Genomic DNA, 18,222 nt, shown 5'->3' with positions numbered 1-18,222 from the left:
GTTGGTTTCAGCGTTTGAAATTGGCGGGGGTAAAGGGCAGCGGGGCGACGGCCACGGGCAGGCGCTTTCCGCGCACCTCGCCCCACAGCCGCGTGCCGGGTTCGGCGAATTGCGCGGGCACGTATCCCATCGCGACGGGCGCACCGACGGTGGGACCGAACCCGCCCGAGGTGATCTTGCCGATCTGGTCTTCTCCGTCCTCGGTCGCGAACAGCGCCACGCCCTCGCGCATCGGTGCGCGGCCTTCGGGGCGCAGGCCCACGCGGCGCCGGGCCGGCCCCTCGTCAAGGTCGTGCGCGATGCGGTCGGCGCCGGGATAGCCGCCCGGCCGCGCGCCGCCCGGACGGCGGATTTTCTGGATCGCCCAGGTCAGCCCGGCCTCAACCGGCGTCGTACCCGCGTCGATGTCATGTCCGTAAAGGCAAAGCCCGGCCTCCAGCCGCAGGCTGTCGCGCGCGCCCAGCCCGATCGGCAGGACGCGGTCATCTGCCAGCAGCTTTCGGGCGAAACCGTCGGCCGCCCCTTCGGGCACCGAAATCTCGTAACCATCCTCGCCGGTGTATCCCGAACGGGAAATCCAGCATTCCGCCCCGTCGATTTCCATCACCGCCACGTCCATGAACCGCATGCCGGCAACGGCAGGCGCATGCGCGGCCAGCACCGCCTCGGCCATCGGGCCCTGAAGCGCCAGAAGCGCACGGTCGGTGATTTCCTCGACCGCGACACCCTGCGGCTCAAGCGCGGCGCGCATATGCGCGATGTCCTGAACCTTGCAGGCGGCATTTACCACCATGAACAAGTGATCGCCCCGGTTGGCCAGCATCAGGTCGTCCAGCAGCCCACCCGCGTCGTTGGTGAAAAACCCGTAGCGCTGCCGCCCTTCGGACAGCCCGGCGACATCGACCGGCACCAGCGACTCCAGCGCAAGTGCTGCGTCCTCGTAGCTGCCGGCACGCAGGATCACCTGCCCCATGTGGCTGACATCGAACAGCCCTGCCTTTTCACGGGTATGGGTGTGCTCGGCCATGACGCCCGCAGGATATTGAACGGGCATTTCATACCCCGCGAAAGGCACCATGCGGCCGCCCAGTTCTGTGTGCAGATCGTGCAGCGCCAGCCGTTTCAGTTCCGTCATCAACCCATACCCCCCAAGGGTTCCTGCGCGGTGATACGGGCAAAGACGTCACCGGGCATCATTCTGCACCGCTTTCCCGGTGCGCCGATGCCCCCTCTGTCCTTCTTGCCTGAGATCGCTATCCCTTCGGCGGACGCGTCCGGCGCGCCTCTCTCCAGAGTCTTCCTGTCCAGCGCGGTCCCTTTGGCCTGAGAGTTTCCGGGGCGGTTGCTCCTTCGGCACCGGTCTGACCGGTTCTCCCGTGCTGGTGAACTAGGGTTAGCCGAGTCGGTGCCGCACGACAAGGGGTCGTTTTCGTATGCTAGCGTGCCTCTGCCGTCGCACAGCGGGCCGGCACGAGGATATCCAGCAAGCGATCATTGCCGCAAACCAGCGCATCCAGGCGCACCTCGTCGAGATGAGCATAGAAGGCGTCAGCCGCATCTGCGATGGCCAGCCGCAGACGGCATGCCTCGACCAGCGGGCAGGTGTTGTCGACATCGGCAAAACATTCGGCCAGCGGCACGCTCGCCTCAAGCTGGCGGAACACGTCCCCGATGACGATCTGGTCCATCGGGCGGGCCAGCATGATGCCGCCGTTGCGGCCGCGCTGGGTGTGCAGATACCCAAGCTGCCCAAGCTGGTTGATCACCTGGGCAAGGTGATTTTCAGACGTGTTGCACCGGTCCGCGATCTCGCTTTTCGTGACGAGGCGTTCGGAATTCGCCCCACAGAACATGAGGACACGGATGGCCAGGTTGGTACGTTTGGTTATGCGCAAGGGGCTGTCTTTCGCTGCAAGATGTGGCAAGCATCCTGCACCGAAACGCGGTGTCTTCGGATTGACCTGAATCAAGAGCGGCTACATTTGTTGCATGGATGATGCATTTTTCTTTGGCTACGGCTCGCTTGTGAACCGGGCCACCCACGGGTTCGAAAACGCCCACCGCGCCAGCGTGCGCGGCTGGCGCCGGGCCTGGCGCGGAACGCCTCAGCGTGCCGTGGCTTTCCTTACGGCGGTACCCGACCCGGCCGCCCGCATCGACGGGTTGATCGCGGCTGTGCCGGGGCACAGCTGGGCCGCATTGGACCAACGCGAACACGCCTATGACCGCGTGCATGTCAGCGATGACGTGCATCACCCCCTGCCCCACCGCCCGCAGATCGCGATCTACGCGATCCCCGACGGCGCGCACCACGCGCCCAGCGACGACCACCCGATCCTGCTCAGCTATGTCGATGTGGTCATGCAGGGCTATTTCAACGAATTCGGCGCCGAGGGCGTGGCGGCGTTCCTGGCCACGACCGACGGCTGGGCCTCGCCGGTCATGGACGACCGCGCCGATCCGGTCTATCCGCGCCACCAGGCGCTGGCGCCGGCGGAACGCAAGATGGTCGATGACGCGCTCGAACAGGTGGGCGCGCGGCGGATACCGCTCGACCCCACGATCCTGACCCGCAGACCGGAGGCCGCGAGGTGATACGCCAGACGCTCTACCTGCCGCTGATGCTGCTGCGCCGCGCCTGGCGCAGGTTGGGTGTCCGCGTGGCGGGTTTTGCCCTGCTGGCGGGGATCGCCGCACTGGCCGCCCCGGCGGTCGAGCCGTGGATGCCCGAACGCCTGGCCAGCCGCATCGGCCCGGACGCGGTCATGCCCGTGCTGACCATCCTGGCCTCGTCCATGCTGGCCGTTTCGACCTTTTCACTGAACGTGATGGTGGCCGCCCACCGCGCCGCCGCCGCCAACGCCACCCCGCGCATTCACCGCCTGCTGCTGGAAGACACCACCACTCAGAGCGTTCTGGCGGCCTTTATCGGGGCCTTTGTCTATTCGCTGACCACGATCATCCTGTTCCGCGCAAAATTCTACGGCAGCGAAACGGCGGTCGTGGTGATGGGCGTGACGATATTCGTCGTCGCGATGGTGGTGATCGCCATGCTGCGCTGGATCGAACATCTCAGCCAGTTGGGCAGCATGGACGACAGCATGGCCGTCGCCTATGACCGCGCCCGCCGCAGCCTAATCGCGCGCACCCGCGAACCGGCCCTGGGCGCAAACCCGCTGGACGGCAATACCGTCATGCCCGAACGCACCACCCCGGTGCCCGCCCTGCGGTCGGGCTATGTGCAGTTGGCCGATCTGGGCCGGTTGCAGGAATGCGCGGGCAAATCGGCATCGATCTACATCACGCATGCGCCCGGCCAACATGTCCTGCGCGGCCAGCCGATCGCGCAGGTCGGCGGCACGGTCAGCGACGCCACGCTCGACCGGATCGCGCACTGCTTCGTGATCGGCGGCATACGGACGCATGAACAGGATCCCGCCTTCGGCCTGACGACGCTGTCGGAAATCGCGTCGCGCGCCCTGTCGCCGGGGGTGAACGACCCGGGCACCGCGATCGAGGTGGTGACCCGCCTCGGCACCCTTTTGTGGGATTACGCCACGAATGATAGCCAACCGAAACCACCACGGTTTTCGCGTGTCTTTCTGCCCGTGCCGCGTGACGTGGACATGGTCGACGCCGCTTTTTTGGCCACGGCGCGCGACGGGGCCGCGCAGATCGAGGTGGCCCGCGCGCTACGCCGCGTGCTGCTGGCGTTGACCGAGGCACCGGCCAAAGACCTCGCGCAAGCCGCCTCTGACATGGCGGACCGTGCGCGCGATCATGCGCAGCTTGCCCTGAAGCTCGAGTCCGAAAAGGACGCGCTCGACCGCGTCTGATTTCCACGATGCGCCGAAATCCGCCTTGCCATGGGCCATTCCCCGCCCAAGGCGTCAAGGCGTGGTTGCAAGCCTTACAAAAGACACATATTAAAATTAATATATGACTAAGGAACGCGCGATAACCGACTGAAAGAAAAAGAGGTTATCATATGAAGCAGTACAAATTCTCGAGTATGGGCAAGCAAAAGCTCAAGAGTTTCGAACATGGTCACGATTCCGGCACAACGGTGGACGCTCACGCCTCCGACGACAGCAGCCACACGTCCGCGACCTATTCCGACGCAGCCGTATCCGAGCTTCTTTACATGATCGAAGAGGAAAAACTGGCCGGCGACATCTACGAGGCGTTCTATGACCTTTACGGGGTCAAGATCTTCGACAACATCGCCCAGTCCGAGGACAAGCATTTCGACGCGCTGATCCAGGTGGCCGATAGTCTGGACATCGACACCGACCGGTTCGTGCTGGCCGATGCCGGAGAGTTCACCAACCCCGAGCTGCAGGAAATGTACGACACCCTGCTGGCCGAAGGGAGCGAGTCGCTGACCGATGCGCTCGAGGTCGGGCTGGCGATCGAGGAAAAGGACATGGTCGATATCGCCGCCGCGATCGAAGACGTCGAAGGCACCCAACTGGCCGAGGTTTACGACAACCTGCTTACAGGGTCGTCCTATCACCTCGATGCGTTCGCGCTGATGCTGGCGTGATCGAAAAACCCGCCAGCTTTCGGGCTGGCGGGTCATACCGTGCGGGCGGTCAGCCGACCTGCGGCACCTTCTGCAACAGAGGCATCAGGTCGCCCATGTCGGGGCCCGATTTCTGCCCTGTCAGCGCCAGGCGCAGCGGCATGAAAAGCGGCTTGCCCTTACGCCCCGTCGCCTCTTTCACCGCCGTGGTCCAGTTGGACCATGTATCATCGGCAAAGGGCGGCTCGGGCAGCATCGCCAATGCCTCTTTCACGAATTCGCGGTCCTCGTCCGCCACAACCGGGGTCGCTCCGTCGCGGCACATCGCCCACCAGCCGGCAAGGTCCGCCCGCGTGGTGATGTTGTCGCGCGTCACCGTCCAGAACCGTTCCGCCAGATCGTCCGGCACGCCCAGTTCCGCAATGTCGCCCGCCACTTCGGACAGCGGCAATTGCTGCAGGTAATGCGCGGTCAGCGGGAACAGGTCGCGTTCGTCGAACTTGGTCGGCGCCGAACCGAAGCGCGAGATGTCGAAGCCTTCGGCCAGCTCTTCCAGCGAACTGTGCAGCTCCACCGGGTCGGACGACCCCAGCCGTGCCATCAGCGACAAAAGCGCGGCGGGTTCCACGCCTTGCGCGCGCAGGTCGCGGATCGACAGCGCACCCAGCCGTTTCGACAGCGCCTCGCCCTGCGGGCCGGTCAGCAGCGAATGATGCGCGAAGGCAGGCACATTGCCGCCCAGCGCCCGGATGATCTGAATCTGCGTGGCGGTGTTGGTCACATGGTCCGAACCGCGCACGACGTTGGTCACGCCCATCTCGGTGTCGTCCACGACCGACGCGATGGTATAAAGAACCTGCCCGTCCGCCCGGATCAGCACCGGGTCGCTGACGCTGGCCGCGTCGATCGAGATCGGGCCAAGGATGCCGTCTTCCCACTCGATCCGCTCGTGATCCAGCTTGAAACGCCACACGCCGGGGCCACGCTCTTCCCGCAGCTTGTCCTTTTCGGCCTCCGACAGCGCCAGCGCGGCGCGGTCGTAAACCGGCGGCTTGCCCATGTTGAGCTGCTTCTTGCGCTTCAGGTCCAGTTCGGTCGGGGTCTCGAACGCCTCGTAGAACCGGCCCATCTCACGCAGGCGGTCGGCGGCTTCGGCGTAGCGGTCCAGACGCTTGGACTGGTATTCGATGCGGTCCCAGGTCAGGCCCAGCCATTCCAGGTCGCGCTGGATCTGGTCGATATATTCCTGCTTCGACCGTTCCTGGTCAGTGTCGTCGATCCGCAGGATGAAGGTGCCGCCGGCCTTGCGGGCGATCAGGTAATTCATCAGCGCGGTGCGCAGGTTGCCTACATGGATATAGCCGGTGGGCGACGGGGCGAAACGGGTGGTTGTCATCGGGATGTCTCCTGTTGGCGCGGGCCATCGCACACCCGCGCGGAATTGTCCAGAAACCGCGCGGCCCTAGGCCGGCCAGACACGCCGCGCGGCCAGCACACCGCCCAGCGCCAGCGCGCCCAGGATCAGCATCGCCGCCGGCATACCCAACACCCGCCCGGCATACCCCGCCAGCGGATAGGTCAGCAGCCAGCACGCATGGCTGAGCGCGAATTGCGCGGTGAACAGCCCCGGCCGCTCGGCGGCATCCCCCGACCGGCGGATAAGCCGCCCCGAAGGCGTAAGGATCGCGGAATAAAGCGCGCCGATCATGCCCCAAAGCCCCAGAAAGACCGGCCATGCGGGCAGGCCCTGCCCTGCCATCCAACCGCCGGCCGCAAGTGTCAGCACACCCAGCGCCCATCCCGCCCCGATCATCAGCGGACGGTCGCCCAGCGCCTCGACCGCACGCGGCACGACAAGCGCGGCCGCCATCGACCCGGCCCCGAACGCCGCCATCGCGGTCGCAAGCGCAGCTTCGTCCATGCCGAACCCGGACCGCACCAGCACCACCGTATTGACCAGCACGAACGCGCCCGATGCCGCCGCGCCCAGATTAAGCGCCAGGAGCCCGCGCAGGCGCGGCGTGGCAAGATAGTGCCGGATGCCCGCCGTCGCCCGCGTGACAAAAGGTGCGGTTCCCGCCGCCTCGGACACCGGCGGCACGGTCGCGCGCCGCACCAGCAGCGCTGACGCGGCAAACCCCAGCGCCGTGCCCGCAAACAGCGCCGAGAACGGCATGACCAGCAGCAACAGCCCAGCCAGCGCCGGACTGGCGACGTTTTCGATGTCATAGGCCAACCGCGACAGCGACAGCGCGCGGGTATACCGCGCCTCGTCCGTCAGGATGTCGGGGATCACCGCCTGGAAGGTCGGGGTAAAGGTGGCCGATGCGGCCTGCAGCACGAAGATCAGAATGTAGATCTGCCAGACCTCGGTCACGAAGGGCAGGCATAGCGCAACGCCCCCGCGCACCACGTCCGCACCGATCAGAACCGCCTTGCGCGGCAACCGCGCGACGACGGCATGCGCCACCGGCGACAGCCCTACATAGGCCACCATCTTGATCGCATAGGCCGTACCCAGAACCACCCCGGCATCGCCGCCGGCCAGATCATAGGCCAAAAGGCCCAGCGCCACGCTCATCAGCCCCGTGCCCAGCAGCGCGACGACCTGCGCGGAAAACAAAAGCGCGAAATCACGGGCCTTCAGGATTTCCAGCATCTCGTTTTTGCCCCTGCCTCACTGGACGGACGGTTTGCGCCCCCTACAACTTACCCTGCGTCAAGGCACAGGGGATGCGCGGGAATTCACAAACACGGCCACCATCGTCGCATTATCTTTTGGCGCAGTTCAATGGAGGAATCCTGCAATGACCGACCACAAACTGACCCGCCGCAGCGTCCTGGCCTCGGCCGCATCGCTGCCCATCGCCGCCGCCGCGTCCAGCCCGGCGCTGGCCGCCGCCGAAATGCTGGGCGTCGCCATGCCCCAGTTCAAACGCATGAAGCTGGGCAGCTTCGAGGTGACGACCCTGCTGGCCGGCACCCGCACCGTGCCCGAACCGCAAAGCATCTTCGGCATGAACGTCACGCCTGACGAATTCGCCGAAGTGTCGGCCGCCAACATGATCCCGACCGACAAGGCGCAGTTCTATTTCACGCCGACCGTCGTCAACACCGGGTCCGAGCTGATCCTGTTCGACACCGGCCTGAACGGCGCGGGCACCACGGCGGCCCTGCAGGCGGCAGGCTACACCGCCGAACAGATCGACAAGGTGGTGATCACGCACATGCATGGCGACCATATCGGCGGGCTGATGACCGATGGCGCACCCACCTTTGGCAATGCCTCCTACATGACCGGCGCGGTGGAATTCGACGCCTGGGAAATGTCGGGCAATGAAGGGTTCGAAAACAACGTCCGCCCTCTGGCTGAAAAGACCACCATGCTGGACGATGGCGGCAGCGTCGCCTCGGGCGTGACCGCGATGGCCGCCTTCGGCCACACGCCGGGCCACATGACATACATGCTGGAAAGCGACGGGCAGCAGCTTGTGCTGGGCGCGGATTTCGCCAACCATTATGTCTGGTCGCTGGCCTACCCGGATTGGGAGGTCAAGTTCGACCGCGACAAGGCCGCCGCCGCCGCGACACGCCGCCAGCTTTTGGGCATGATGGCCGCCGACAAGGTGCCGTTCATCGGATACCACATGCCCTTCCCGGCGATCGGCTTTGTGGAAACCCGCGGCGACGGGTTCGAATACGTGCCGGCCAGCTATCAGTTCGTGATGAGCTGACCCGGCCCGCGCCGGAAAAAGGGACCGCCCCGCGCGGCGGCCCCTGATTTTCAGGAAACCCCGCTGTCTCGGCGGGGTTTTCGTTTGTATAGACTGGGGGCAGCGTGCCGGCTTTCCGCCAACGCCGGCATCGCAACCCTGTCGAAGGCCCCGCACGCTTGGAAATGTCCGCGATGTTCAAACCACGCCCTGCCGCCCCCGCATCCCCAAAAAGGGCATCGCCGCTCAGCTTGGCACTGGTCGCGGCGCTGGTTGGCCTGTCGATGATGTCGGCGGCCATGTTCATCGTGCAGATCTACCAGCAGGCCGATTGCTTCAACGAATTGGATCGTTGCCTTGACCCGGAAACCGCCACCGTGACGCACCGGCAATCGGGCATGGCATGGCTGTTGCTGACCGTGCTTGCGCTGATGGCCGCGGCCTGCCTCTTCCGCAGGCTGAACAGCCCGGTCAGATAGCGCCGATACCAGCGGTAAGGGCCGGGGCTGGCACCTGCCAGCCCGCCCTCTTCACTCGGCCCATTCCCACGGGCGGGTGAAGGCGCCGAGGACATGACCCACCTCATCATCGTGCAGCACGCCCGTGCGCTCGACCCGCGCGACAAGGCCGCGTTTCTTGTCGTCGATCACTTCGACGACCTTCGCGTTCAGCGACGCCTCTTCCAGCGCGGCGTTGTAGACACGGGTGATGGCCCGCTTGCGCAGGTCCGGCTTGAACACCTTGCCCACCGCGGTCTTGGGCAGTTCATCCAGGATCTCGACATGCCTTGGCAATGCGGCGCGCTCATGGACATGCACCTTGCAGTGTTCGCGCAACTCTTCTGCCGTGACCGTGCCGCCGGAAACCAGTTCGACATAGGCGCAGGGAATTTCGCCGGCATGGGCGTCGGGCTGGCCGATAGCGCCGGCAAAGGCCACATCCTTGTGCGCCAGGAGCGCATCCTCGATCTCGGCAGGGTCGATATTGTGCCCGCCGCGAATGATCAGATCTTTCGCCCGGCCGGTGATCCACATGTAATTGTCGGCGTCGATCCGGCCCAGGTCGCCGGTGCGCAGGTACTTGTCGTGGTAATAGAGGTCACGGTTCTTGTCGGCCTCGGTGTAGGTGTTGCCGGCCCAGACGCCGGGGTTGGCGACGCAGATTTCACCCACCTCGTCGGTTGCGCATTCCACCGGTTCGCCATCGACCTGCTTGAAGATGCGCACATCGGTATAGGGAAAGCGGATGCCGACCGATCCGACCTTCTTCTCGCCGTCCACCGGATTCACGCTGACCAGGCAGGTCGCCTCGGTCAGGCCGTAACCTTCGACGATGGTGACGCCGGTTGCGGCCTCGAACCGCCGGAACAGTTCCAGCGGCAGCGGGGCCGACCCCGAGAACGAGGTCTTGACGCTGGACACATCCGCATCGACCGGGCGCTGCATCAGCGCCGAGATCGCCGTCGGCACGGTGATGATGAACGTGATCTTCCAGCGTTCGATCAGCTTCCAGAAATTGTCGAACACCCCGTCGCCGCGATAGCCCGCGGGCGTCGGGAACACCACATGCGCCCCGGATTTGATGCAGGCCATCAGGATGACGTGGCAGGCGAAGACGTGGAACAGCGGCAGCGGGCAGATCACGTTGTCATCGGGCGTGTAAAGCAGCGTGCCGCCCAGCCACCCGTTATAGACGATCCCCGAATAACGGTGCTGCGCGACCTTGGGCATGCCCGTCGTGCCGCCCGTGTGGAAATAGGCCGCCACCCGGTCGCCGGCGCTGTCCGCGAATTGCAGCGTGCGGGGTTGCCTGGCCAGTTCCTTGTTGAAATCCAGAACGTCGGCATGGTGATTGCCGGGGTTCTTGGGCCGGACCAGCGGCACGATCAGGTTCTTGGGAAAGGTCAGGTAGCGGTTCAGATCGACCTCGAGAACGGTATGCACGTTGGGCGCGTGGCGCACGGCCTCGGCGGTTTTCTGCGCCACGTCCGTCTTGGGAAACGCCTTGAGCGTGACAACGACCTTGGCGTTGGTTTCACGCAGGATCGCGGCGATCTGTTCGGGCTCCAGCAGCGGGTTGATCGGGTTGATGATGCCGGCGATGGCCCCGCCCAGGATCGTCAGGACGGTTTCGTTGCAATTGGGCATGACCATGGCGACGACATCGTCCTCGCCGACCTTGAGGCTGCGAAACAGGTTCGCCGCCTGGCAGGTCCGGGCATAAAGCTCGTCCCAGCTCAGCGTTTCGGCCTTGTCGTCGGGGCCGGAAAGCAACTGAAAGGTGACGGCCTTGTTCTTGCCGAACTTGTCCTTCGTCTGCCGGAGCATCTGGTGCAGCGTCGTGGGCACATCGCGCTCGGCCCACGGCATTTCGTTTTCGATGGATACCGAATCCTGCACACTCGCAAAGGCCATGACGTTCCTCCCATGATCCGCCCATATCCGGGCGCTGTTTTTTCCTCGCGAACAGTCTGCGGGGGAAATCGACCCCGTGCAAGGCCGGGGAAGTTACGTCAGTCATCAAAAAAGGGCGGGAAACCCGCCCTTTTTCGCAACGTCACAAAACCCGATCAGGCCGATTTGCCGCCCGGAATGCGCAGCACCTGGCCCGGATAGATCTTGTCGGGATGGCTCAGCATGGGCTTGTTCGCCTCGAAGATCTGTTCGTATTTGGCGCCGTTGCCCAGCGTCTTTTCGGCAATCGCCCAAAGCGTGTCGCCCTTTTCGACGGTATGGAAAACCGCGTCGTCGGCCTCTTCGGCCTCGACCGCGGCCACGCCTTCGACATTGCCGACCGCAAGGATCACTTTTTCGCGCTCTTCCGCGCTCATCGTGCCGCCCTTGACGGTCACCTTGTCGCCCTCGACCGAGATTTCGGCACCCTTGGTGTCGAGGCCCAGGTCAGCCACTTCCTTTTGCAGTTCCTCGGCGCTGGGGGCGTCATCGCCACCCTTTCCGACGCGCTTGCCGGATTTCTTCCAGAAATTGAACAGACCCATAACTGGCCTCCATCGTGATTGAGTACGCCAGAGAGTTTTTCGTATCCCCCGACACATCACAAGGGGAAAAGCCCTGCCGCTTTCCCTTACCAGCGGTTGAGCGCGTCTTCGTCCTCGTCGCGCGCGGCGACCCAGCCGGCACCTTCGGCGGTATATTCCTTTTTCCAGAACGGCGCGCGGGATTTCAGGTAGTCCATCAGGAATTCCGCCGCCTCGAACGCATCCTTGCGGTGGCGCGAGGACGTGGCGACCATCATGATCATCTCGTCCGCCCGCATACGCCCGTAGCGGTGCAGGATCAGCACGTCGCCCAGGCCCCAGCGGTCGCGGGCCTGAGCCTCGATCTGTTCCAGCGCACGTTCGGTCATGCCGGGGTAATGCTCGATCTCCATCGCATCCAGGCCACCCGCCACGTCGCGCACCACGCCGGTGAAGGTCACGATGGCCCCCATTCCCCCGCCTTGCGCGGCAGCGAACGCATTCGCCTCGGCGCCCAGGTCGAACGGCTCGGACTGCACGCGCACGGCCAAGGTCAGCCCCCCGTCATCGGTGGAAAGAACGCCACCTCGCGCGCGCCGGAAAGCGGGGCATCGAAATCGGTCAGATCCTGGTCGACCGCCACGCGCAAGGCCGACAGGTCGGCAAACGCGGCCTGATAACGCTCTTCGCGGGCGCGCAGTTCGTCGACAAGCTCGGCCACCGTGGCAGCCTGCGTTTCCACCGTCTCCCGCGGGGTTCCGATGCGTTCGCGCACCCAGGCGAAATAAAGAACGTCGATCATCTGTCATCCTTCAGGTAAGGCACCGCCTTGCGGAAGTAATCCCAGCCGGTGACCAGCGTCAGCGCCGCTGCCAGCCAAAGCAGCGTCAGCCCGAGATGGCCCGCCCAGATCATGCCCTCCAGCTTCCACCAGAGCCCGTGAAGATCGGGTTCCCGGCCATCGAGAATGTCCGAAACAAGTTCGGCATCCATCCCGTATGTGGACATTCCGAAGTAATGTTCAAACACCCCCTGCGAAAACAGCACCGCGATCGCGACCATCTGCAGCGTGGTTTTCCACTTCGCCAGCTGCGTGACCTTCAGCGTGCCGGCCGTGTCACCCAGGAATTCGCGCAGGCCGGAGACGAACACCTCGCGGAACAGGATCACGGTGGCCGGCAAAACCAACCAGGGCGACATGGACGAATAGCCCACGATCACCATCAGCGCGATCACCACCATCGCCTTATCGGCGATCGGGTCCAGCATCGCGCCCAGTTTCGTCTCTTGTTTCCAGGCGCGGGCAAGGTAGCCGTCGAACCAGTCGGTGATCGCCGCCCCCATGAACAGCAGCAGCGCGAACCAGTCCGCGTAGGGGCGCGTGAAATAGAGAAACATCACCGCAACGCCAGGCGCGGCCAGTAGACGCAGAACCGTCAGGATATTAGGCAATGTCCATTTCATCGCACCTTTCCTAGCCGCTTCGCAGGGCCGGGGGAAGGCCCGTCAATACCTGCGATGCACACGCCGCCCGCTGGCGATGCGCCGTTTCAACATCGCCTCGCGCAGGAACACGAAAAGCCCCGAGCCGATGATCAGAACGATCCCTAGGCTGACCCAGATATCGGGCAGCTCGGCCCAGATCAGCCAGCCCCAGAAGACCGCGAGCGGCAGGCCCACATATTCGAAGGGTGCGACCGTGGCCGCATCGGCCATCCGGTAGGCCTGGCTCAGGCAGTAACCCACGATCGCCGAATTCAGCCCCAGCGCCACAAAGAGCCAGCGATCGCCGTCCGCGGGCCAGACCCAGGCCCGCAACAGGAACTGGAGCGAGGCGTTCCCGACGCCCTCGGCATACCGCCCGTCGCCGGCCACCAGCCAGAACAGCACCGAGATCGCGATGAACGTGCCCTGGATGTAGACCGCCAGGGCCGAGGCGCTGGTCGTCACCCCAAGCCGCCGCGTCAGCAACTGGTTCAGCGCATAGGTCAGCGCCGCGATCACAGGCAGGAAAAGGACGATCCGCGGAACGCCCAGCGCCGCCTGGCCCGCCCAGGGCTTCATCATCACGACGACGCCCGCGAACCCGACCATCACCGCCCCGATCCTCCAGGGCCCCACCTTTTCGCCAAGGATCGGAATAGACAAAAGCGTGATCATCAGCGGCGCGACGAAAAACAGCGCCGTGGCATCGGCCAGGGGAATCACCGCAAGCGCGGCGAAAAAGCTCATGTTGGAGATCACCACCATCACGCCGCGCAGCACATGCAGCCAGGGCGTGCGCGTGACCAGCAGGTGAAAGCCGCCCTCCCACCGCACCAGCAGCAGCGAAAACAGGATGCCGATCGACGACCGTATGAACACCATCTGGTGCAGCGGATAGCCGCCCGACAGCTGCTTGATCAGCATGTCGTTGAGCGAAATCGCCGTCACCCCTGCAAGGATGAAGGCGATGCCGATGGCGTTTCTGTCGATCCCGGATTGCATGCATCTGCCCTATCACCGGGGACAAAGCGCGCCTATCGCAAAAGCGACCTCTTTTCGCGGGCCGGCCGCTCGGCTAACGTCGCGGCCAACAAGGATGGAAGGAGACGCCCCATGGAAATGCACGACCAGCGCGATATCCGCGCAGATCGCGAAACGGTCTGGGCCGCGCTGCTGAGCGCGGATGTTCTGCAGGAATGCGTGCCCGGCGCGCAGGACGTGACGGGCAGCCCCGAAGAGGGGTTCCAGGCCACGGTGGTGCAAAAGGTGGGCCCCGTGAAGGCCACGTTCAAAGGCACCGTCACCCTGTCCGACATGGTCGAACTGGAAAGCCTGACGCTGTCCGGCGAAGGCAAGGGCGGGGCCGCGGGCTTTGCCAAGGGTGGCGCCAAGGTCCGGCTGGAAGAGATCGAAGACGGCACACGGCTGCATTACGACGTCGAGGCCAAGGTCGGCGGCAAGCTGGCGCAGCTCGGCAGCCGCATCATCGACGGGTTCGCGAAAAAGATGGCCGACCAGTTCTTCACCCGCTTCCAGGAGGTTCTTGAAGGCCCTGCCGAAGAGGGCGAGGAAGAACCCGAAGCGGTCAAGAAGGGCTGGCTCAAGCGCCTGACCGGCCGGTCGTGACCTGAACGGGCGCGCCCTCCGGGGCGCGCACAGGTTTTGCATCGCTGGCGCGATGCGGGTGCGGGGGCCCTGCCCCCGTCCGCGTGCCGCGGACTCCCCCGGGATATTTGCGGAAAAGAGAAAGATGCAGGCCGGCTGTGCATGCTCGCGGGTTGGGTTTGACCCGCCCCGCCGCTAGGTATGACGGGCAAAGGAGGCGCATCATGGCATCCATACTTGAAATCGACGGTCTGAAGAAACGCTATGACTCGGGGCATGAGGCGCTGTCGGGTGTCGACCTGAAGATCGAGGAAGGCGAGATCCTGGCCCTTCTCGGCCCCAACGGCGCAGGCAAGACGACCCTGATTTCGATAATCTGCGGGCTGGTGAACCCGTCGTCCGGGCAGGTGCGCGTCGGCGGGCACGACATTGGCCGCGATTACCGCAAGGCCCGCGCGCTGATCGGCCTGGTGCCCCAGGAAATTGCGCTCGAACCTTTCGAGACCGTTTGGAACGTGGTCCGGTTTTCCCGCGGGCTGTTCGGCAAGCCGCGCGACGACGCGCATATCGAATCCGTCCTGCGCAGCCTCAGCCTGTGGGACAAGCGCAGCGCACAGGTGCGCGAGCTGTCGGGCGGCATGAAACGCCGCGTGCTGATCGCAAAGGCACTGGCGCACGAGCCGAGGATCCTTTTTCTCGACGAGCCGACCGCCGGGGTGGACGTGGAATTGCGCCGCGGCATGTGGGAAGTGGTCGAAGGGCTGCGCGCCCGTGGCGTGACCATCATCCTGACCACCCATTACATCGAAGAGGCCGAGGAAATCGCCGACCGTATCGCCGTGATCAACCGCGGGCAGATCCTTCTGGTCGAGGAAAAGGCAAGGCTGATGGCGCGCATGGGCCAGAAAGAGCTGCGCATCGAATTGCAGCACAAGGTCGACGCCCTGCCCGCCCGCTTTGCCGACCAGGGGCTGGAGCTGATCGACGACGGCCAGGCGATCCTGTTCCACTATGACACGCGGGGGGACCGCACCGGCATTGCCTCGCTTTTGTCGGAGCTTGCGGGCGAAGGCATCGTGCTGCGCGACATCTCGACCCGGCAGTCCAGCCTCGAAGAGATCTTCGTTGGGCTGGTATCGGAGGACGCGGCATGAACTGGACAGCGATCTACGCCATCTACCGCATGGAAATGCTGCGCTTCGGGCGCACCATCCTGCAAAGCTTCGTGTCGCCGGTCCTGTCGACCTCGCTTTACTTCGTGGTCTTCGGCACCGCGATCGGCAGCCGCATCGACCAGGTCGAAGGCGTGAGCTATGGCGCGTTCATCGTGCCGGGGCTGATCATGCTGTCGATCATGACACAGGGCATTTCCAACGCCAGTTTCGCGATCTATTTCCCGAAATTCATCGGCACGGTCTATGAAATCCTGTCGGCGCCGATCTCTTTCCTGGAAATCACCATCGGCTATGTGGGGGCGGCGGCGACCAAGTCGCTGTTCATCGGGGCGGTGATCCTGGCCACGGCGCATCTGTTCGTGGATATCGAGATCGCGCATCCGCTGGCCATGGTGGCCTTCATGGGGCTGACCTGCCTGAGTTTCGCGCTGTTCGGGTTCATCATCGGCATCTGGGCGCAGAATTTCGAACAGTTGCAACTGATCCCGCTCCTGGTGGTGACGCCGCTGGTGTTTCTCGGGGGGGCGTTCTACTCGGTCTCGATGCTGCCGCCGGCCTGGCAGACGGTGACGCTGTTCAACCCGGTGGTCTATCTGATTTCAGGGTTCCGCTGGTCGTTTTTCGGGCTGGCCGACGTGCCAGTGGGCCTGAGCCTGCTGGCCATCGCGGGCTTTACGCTGCTCTGCCTGGGGATCATCTGGTGGATCTTCCGCACCGGGTACCGGCTGCGCGACTGACCGGCTTTTTGCGCAACAGCCGGGGGTCAACAGGTGCCGCTGCCTTGTTTGTCCCGCATCGGCATTCTACATGAGCTTTCATGAAAAGGTTTATCCCCTTCGTGAAATCCGATCCGGTCGTCGCCGTGGTGCGCCTGTCGGGCATGATCGGCGCAGGTCCGCGCGCGCAACTGAGCGACGAGGCCCTGGCCCCGGTGCTGGAACGCGCCTTTCGCCGCGGCAAGCCCAAGGCTGTGGCGCTGCTGATCAACAGCCCCGGCGGATCGCCCGTGCAATCGGCGCTGATCGGTGCACGCATCCGCCGCCTGAGCGAGGAAAAAGAGGTGCCCGTCCACGCGTTTGTCGAGGACGTGGCCGCATCGGGCGGGTACTGGCTGGCCTGTGCCGCCGATGATATCTGGGCCGATTACGGGTCGATCGTCGGGTCGATCGGGGTGATTTCGGCGGGGTTCGGCGCGCATGTTCTGCTGGCCCGGCAAGGGGTCGAACGGCGCGTCTACACCGCGGGCAAGTCGAAATCGCTGCTCGACCCGTTCCAGCCCGAAAAGGAAGAGGACGTGGCCCGTCTGCGGGTGATCCTCGATGACATGCATACCGGTTTCATCGACTGGGTCAGACAACGCCGCGGCAGCAAGCTTGCCACCGGGACCGATCTTTTCACCGGCGATGTCTGGCTGGGCGCCAAGGCACAGGACATGGGGTTGATCGACGGGCTTGCCCATCTCGAACCCAAGATGAAGGAGCTGTACGGCGACAAGGTGCGCTTTGCCCGCTACGGCCGCCGCAGGTCGCTGTTCCAGCGCCTGGGCGCCACGCTCACGCAAGACGCCCTCGCCGGGCTTGAGGAGCGTGCGGCCTACGCGCGTTTCGGCCTCTGACGTGATTATCAAGATCGTCACCCTTTTCCTGATCGCGATGGGCGTGCTGGCCATGTTCGGCAAGCTGCGCTTTCCCGGCCAGGCGAAACTTAAATCGGCCCGCTGTCCATCCTGCGGGCGTTACCGGATCGGCAAGGGGCCCTGCCCCTGCAAGAAAGGAAAACGCTGAGACATGGAATGGCTGCTGGTCGGGCTCGGTCTGGTGATCCTGCTGCTTGCGGGTGACGCGCTGGTGAAAGGCGCGGTCAACCTGTCGCTGCGGGTGGGCATTCCGGCCCTGATCGTCAGCCTGACCATCGTCGCCTTCGGCACCTCGGCGCCGGAATTGCTGATCTCGGTCAAGGCCGCGCTCGAAGGCGTGCCCGGCATCGCGCTGGGCAATGTGGTGGGGTCGAACACCGCCAATATCCTGCTGGTGCTGGGCATACCGGCCCTGCTGGCCACAATGCACACCAGCGAATGCAACAGCCGCAAGACATATCTCCAGATGATCGCCGCCTCGGTCCTGTTCATCGGCCTGGCGTTTACCGGTGAATTCAACCATATCACCGGCCTGATCCTGCTCGCTTCGCTGTTCGCGATGCTGACATTTGCCTTTCTCGACGCCAAGGCGCACCGCAAGGCCGAACGGGCCGCCGCGGCCGAGGAAGAAGAAGAAGTCGAAGGCGCAGACCCCGACATGCCATGGTGGCAGATTTTCGTCTTCCTGATCCTGGGTCTCGTGGGCCTGCCGCTTGGCGCCGACCTGCTGGTCGACAACGCCACCATAATCGCCCGCGAATTCGGCATCAGCGACACCGTGATCGGCCTCACGCTGGTTGCGGTCGGCACCTCCCTGCCCGAGCTTGCCACCACCGTGATGGCGGCGCTGCGCCGGCAGGCGGACGTGGCGCTGGGCAACGTGATCGGGTCGAACATGTTCAACCTGCTTGCGATCATCGGCGTGGCGTCGATGGTGGCGCCGATCCCGGTCGATCCCGAATTCCTGCGCTTCGATCTGTGGGTGATGCTGGGCGCTTCGATCCTGCTCATTCCCTTCGTGTTCCTGCGCCGCGACATCACGCGCGCCTGGGGCATGGTCTTGACCCTGCTTTACTTGGTCTATCTGCTCATCGTGCTGAGCTGAA

Annotated in this window: 21 protein-coding genes and 2 riboswitches; of the genes, 11 read left to right on the top strand and 10 right to left on the bottom strand. The window is 64.5% G+C overall.

The features are described from left to right. Positions 1-7: 7 nt before the first annotated feature. Together gcvT and BLT50_RS09320 are read right to left on the bottom strand one after the other, a co-directional pair. Complete coding sequence (gcvT, locus tag BLT50_RS09325; RefSeq protein ID WP_090028414.1) at positions 8-1,135, bottom strand: glycine cleavage system aminomethyltransferase GcvT; 1,128 nt, start codon at positions 1,133-1,135, stop codon at positions 8-10. A 94-nt stretch (positions 1,136-1,229) separates the two neighbouring features. After that, positions 1,230-1,295, bottom strand: a riboswitch (glycine riboswitch). A 5-nt stretch (positions 1,296-1,300) separates the two neighbouring features. Beyond that, positions 1,301-1,387, bottom strand: a riboswitch (glycine riboswitch). 49 nt (positions 1,388-1,436) lie between these two features. Beyond that, positions 1,437-1,895 (bottom strand): RrF2 family transcriptional regulator, encoded by a 459-nt coding sequence (locus BLT50_RS09320; protein WP_090028413.1) that lies wholly within the window; start codon positions 1,893-1,895, stop codon positions 1,437-1,439. A gap of 94 nt (positions 1,896-1,989) precedes the next feature. Between BLT50_RS09320 and BLT50_RS09315 the strand changes: the two genes are divergently transcribed. The 3 genes from BLT50_RS09315 (at position 1,990) to BLT50_RS09305 (ending at position 4,546) form a co-directional block, all read left to right on the top strand. After that, positions 1,990-2,595: a gamma-glutamylcyclotransferase family protein gene (locus BLT50_RS09315; protein WP_090028412.1), complete on the top strand. Its 606-nt coding sequence runs from the start codon at positions 1,990-1,992 to the stop codon at positions 2,593-2,595. After that, positions 2,592-3,836 (top strand): DUF2254 domain-containing protein, encoded by a 1,245-nt coding sequence (locus tag BLT50_RS09310; protein ID WP_245723341.1) that lies wholly within the window; start codon positions 2,592-2,594, stop codon positions 3,834-3,836. Before BLT50_RS09315 ends, BLT50_RS09310 begins: the two co-directional genes overlap by 4 nt. Before the next feature lie 152 nt (positions 3,837-3,988). Continuing rightward, positions 3,989-4,546, top strand: a complete 558-nt coding sequence (locus BLT50_RS09305) for a DUF2202 domain-containing protein (RefSeq protein WP_090028411.1) — start codon at positions 3,989-3,991, stop codon at positions 4,544-4,546. A gap of 49 nt (positions 4,547-4,595) precedes the next feature. Here the strand turns inward: BLT50_RS09305 and gltX are convergent, their stop codons facing one another. Together gltX and BLT50_RS09295 are read right to left on the bottom strand one after the other, a co-directional pair. Further along, the gene (gltX, locus tag BLT50_RS09300) at positions 4,596-5,921 is read right to left on the bottom strand and encodes a glutamate--tRNA ligase (protein ID WP_090028410.1); all 1,326 of its coding nucleotides are present in this window, start codon (positions 5,919-5,921) and stop codon (positions 4,596-4,598) included. Positions 5,922-5,987: 66 nt separating this feature from the next. After that, positions 5,988-7,184, bottom strand: a complete 1,197-nt coding sequence (locus tag BLT50_RS09295) for an MFS transporter (protein WP_090028409.1) — start codon at positions 7,182-7,184, stop codon at positions 5,988-5,990. A gap of 148 nt (positions 7,185-7,332) precedes the next feature. On the opposite strand from BLT50_RS09295, the gene BLT50_RS09290 reads away from it, so the two are divergent. Together BLT50_RS09290 and BLT50_RS19020 are read left to right on the top strand one after the other, a co-directional pair. Beyond that, the gene (locus tag BLT50_RS09290; protein WP_090028408.1) at positions 7,333-8,259 is read left to right on the top strand and encodes an MBL fold metallo-hydrolase; all 927 of its coding nucleotides are present in this window, start codon (positions 7,333-7,335) and stop codon (positions 8,257-8,259) included. 230 nt (positions 8,260-8,489) lie between these two features. Further along, positions 8,490-8,717 carry a hypothetical protein gene (locus tag BLT50_RS19020; protein ID WP_139170504.1) on the top strand — a complete coding sequence of 76 codons (228 nt, stop codon included), beginning with the start codon at positions 8,490-8,492 and terminating at the stop codon, positions 8,715-8,717. 51 nt (positions 8,718-8,768) lie between these two features. Here the strand turns inward: BLT50_RS19020 and BLT50_RS09280 are convergent, their stop codons facing one another. The 6 genes from BLT50_RS09280 to BLT50_RS09255 form a co-directional block, all read right to left on the bottom strand. Further along, positions 8,769-10,652: an acyl-CoA synthetase gene (locus tag BLT50_RS09280; protein ID WP_090028406.1), complete on the bottom strand. Its 1,884-nt coding sequence runs from the start codon at positions 10,650-10,652 to the stop codon at positions 8,769-8,771. A 155-nt stretch (positions 10,653-10,807) separates the two neighbouring features. Beyond that, positions 10,808-11,236 carry a peptidoglycan-binding protein LysM gene (gene lysM / locus BLT50_RS09275; RefSeq protein WP_090028405.1) on the bottom strand — a complete coding sequence of 143 codons (429 nt, stop codon included), beginning with the start codon at positions 11,234-11,236 and terminating at the stop codon, positions 10,808-10,810. Positions 11,237-11,322: 86 nt separating this feature from the next. Next, a complete protein-coding gene (locus tag BLT50_RS09270) occupies positions 11,323-11,766 on the bottom strand; it encodes a molybdenum cofactor biosynthesis protein MoaE (protein WP_090028404.1) in 444 nt (147 codons plus the stop codon). A 2-nt stretch (positions 11,767-11,768) separates the two neighbouring features. Next, positions 11,769-12,017 carry a molybdopterin converting factor subunit 1 gene (moaD, locus tag BLT50_RS09265; RefSeq protein WP_090028403.1) on the bottom strand — a complete coding sequence of 83 codons (249 nt, stop codon included), beginning with the start codon at positions 12,015-12,017 and terminating at the stop codon, positions 11,769-11,771. Beyond that, positions 12,014-12,679 (bottom strand): CDP-diacylglycerol--glycerol-3-phosphate 3-phosphatidyltransferase, encoded by a 666-nt coding sequence (gene pgsA, locus BLT50_RS09260; RefSeq protein WP_090028402.1) that lies wholly within the window; start codon positions 12,677-12,679, stop codon positions 12,014-12,016. Before pgsA ends, moaD begins: the two co-directional genes overlap by 4 nt. 42 nt (positions 12,680-12,721) lie before the next feature. Next, positions 12,722-13,702 carry a DMT family transporter gene (locus BLT50_RS09255; RefSeq protein WP_090028401.1) on the bottom strand — a complete coding sequence of 327 codons (981 nt, stop codon included), beginning with the start codon at positions 13,700-13,702 and terminating at the stop codon, positions 12,722-12,724. Positions 13,703-13,813: 111 nt separating this feature from the next. On the opposite strand from BLT50_RS09255, the gene BLT50_RS09250 reads away from it, so the two are divergent. From BLT50_RS09250 to BLT50_RS09230, 6 genes are all read left to right on the top strand, one after another. Next, positions 13,814-14,326 (top strand): SRPBCC family protein, encoded by a 513-nt coding sequence (locus tag BLT50_RS09250; protein ID WP_090028400.1) that lies wholly within the window; start codon positions 13,814-13,816, stop codon positions 14,324-14,326. Positions 14,327-14,529: 203 nt separating this feature from the next. Beyond that, complete coding sequence (locus BLT50_RS09245) at positions 14,530-15,459, top strand: ABC transporter ATP-binding protein (RefSeq protein WP_090028399.1); 930 nt, start codon at positions 14,530-14,532, stop codon at positions 15,457-15,459. Continuing rightward, entirely contained in the window at positions 15,456-16,217 is a 762-nt protein-coding gene (locus BLT50_RS09240; RefSeq protein ID WP_090028398.1) for an ABC transporter permease, read from the top strand. The genes BLT50_RS09245 and BLT50_RS09240 overlap by 4 nt, the downstream gene beginning before the upstream one ends. An 80-nt stretch (positions 16,218-16,297) precedes the next feature. Further along, positions 16,298-17,095, top strand: coding sequence for a S49 family peptidase (locus tag BLT50_RS09235; RefSeq protein ID WP_090028397.1), 798 nt, complete (start codon positions 16,298-16,300; stop codon positions 17,093-17,095). 1 nt (position 17,096) lies between these two features. After that, positions 17,097-17,264: a hypothetical protein gene (locus BLT50_RS19280; RefSeq protein WP_175491442.1), complete on the top strand. Its 168-nt coding sequence runs from the start codon at positions 17,097-17,099 to the stop codon at positions 17,262-17,264. Positions 17,265-17,267: 3 nt separating this feature from the next. After that, positions 17,268-18,221 carry a calcium/sodium antiporter gene (locus tag BLT50_RS09230; protein ID WP_090028396.1) on the top strand — a complete coding sequence of 318 codons (954 nt, stop codon included), beginning with the start codon at positions 17,268-17,270 and terminating at the stop codon, positions 18,219-18,221. The last annotated feature ends 1 nt before the right edge of the window (position 18,222 follow it).

The organism is Lutimaribacter saemankumensis (assembly GCF_900100005.1).
GTDB lineage: Bacteria > Pseudomonadota > Alphaproteobacteria > Rhodobacterales > Rhodobacteraceae > Lutimaribacter > Lutimaribacter saemankumensis.
The sequence above is the reverse complement of the archived record's forward strand: the minus strand, read 5'-3'. Positions and strand labels throughout refer to the sequence as shown.

Coding starts and splice junctions, on each gene's coding strand:
- BLT50_RS09290 (WP_090028408.1), top strand. CDS start 7,333: ATGACCGACCACAAACTGACCCGCCGCAGCGTCCTGGCCTCGGCCGCA.
- BLT50_RS09235 (WP_090028397.1), top strand. CDS start 16,298: ATGAAAAGGTTTATCCCCTTCGTGAAATCCGATCCGGTCGTCGCCGTG.
- BLT50_RS09280 (WP_090028406.1), bottom strand. CDS start 10,652: ATGGCCTTTGCGAGTGTGCAGGATTCGGTATCCATCGAAAACGAAATG.
- BLT50_RS09315 (WP_090028412.1), top strand. CDS start 1,990: ATGGATGATGCATTTTTCTTTGGCTACGGCTCGCTTGTGAACCGGGCC.
- gltX (WP_090028410.1), bottom strand. CDS start 5,921: ATGACAACCACCCGTTTCGCCCCGTCGCCCACCGGCTATATCCATGTA.
- BLT50_RS09240 (WP_090028398.1), top strand. CDS start 15,456: ATGAACTGGACAGCGATCTACGCCATCTACCGCATGGAAATGCTGCGC.
- BLT50_RS09245 (WP_090028399.1), top strand. CDS start 14,530: ATGGCATCCATACTTGAAATCGACGGTCTGAAGAAACGCTATGACTCG.
- BLT50_RS09250 (WP_090028400.1), top strand. CDS start 13,814: ATGGAAATGCACGACCAGCGCGATATCCGCGCAGATCGCGAAACGGTC.
- pgsA (WP_090028402.1), bottom strand. CDS start 12,679: ATGAAATGGACATTGCCTAATATCCTGACGGTTCTGCGTCTACTGGCC.
- BLT50_RS09305 (WP_090028411.1), top strand. CDS start 3,989: ATGAAGCAGTACAAATTCTCGAGTATGGGCAAGCAAAAGCTCAAGAGT.
- BLT50_RS09230 (WP_090028396.1), top strand. CDS start 17,268: ATGGAATGGCTGCTGGTCGGGCTCGGTCTGGTGATCCTGCTGCTTGCG.
- lysM (WP_090028405.1), bottom strand. CDS start 11,236: ATGGGTCTGTTCAATTTCTGGAAGAAATCCGGCAAGCGCGTCGGAAAG.
- gcvT (WP_090028414.1), bottom strand. CDS start 1,135: ATGACGGAACTGAAACGGCTGGCGCTGCACGATCTGCACACAGAACTG.
- BLT50_RS09295 (WP_090028409.1), bottom strand. CDS start 7,184: ATGCTGGAAATCCTGAAGGCCCGTGATTTCGCGCTTTTGTTTTCCGCG.
- moaD (WP_090028403.1), bottom strand. CDS start 12,017: ATGATCGACGTTCTTTATTTCGCCTGGGTGCGCGAACGCATCGGAACC.
- BLT50_RS09255 (WP_090028401.1), bottom strand. CDS start 13,702: ATGCAATCCGGGATCGACAGAAACGCCATCGGCATCGCCTTCATCCTT.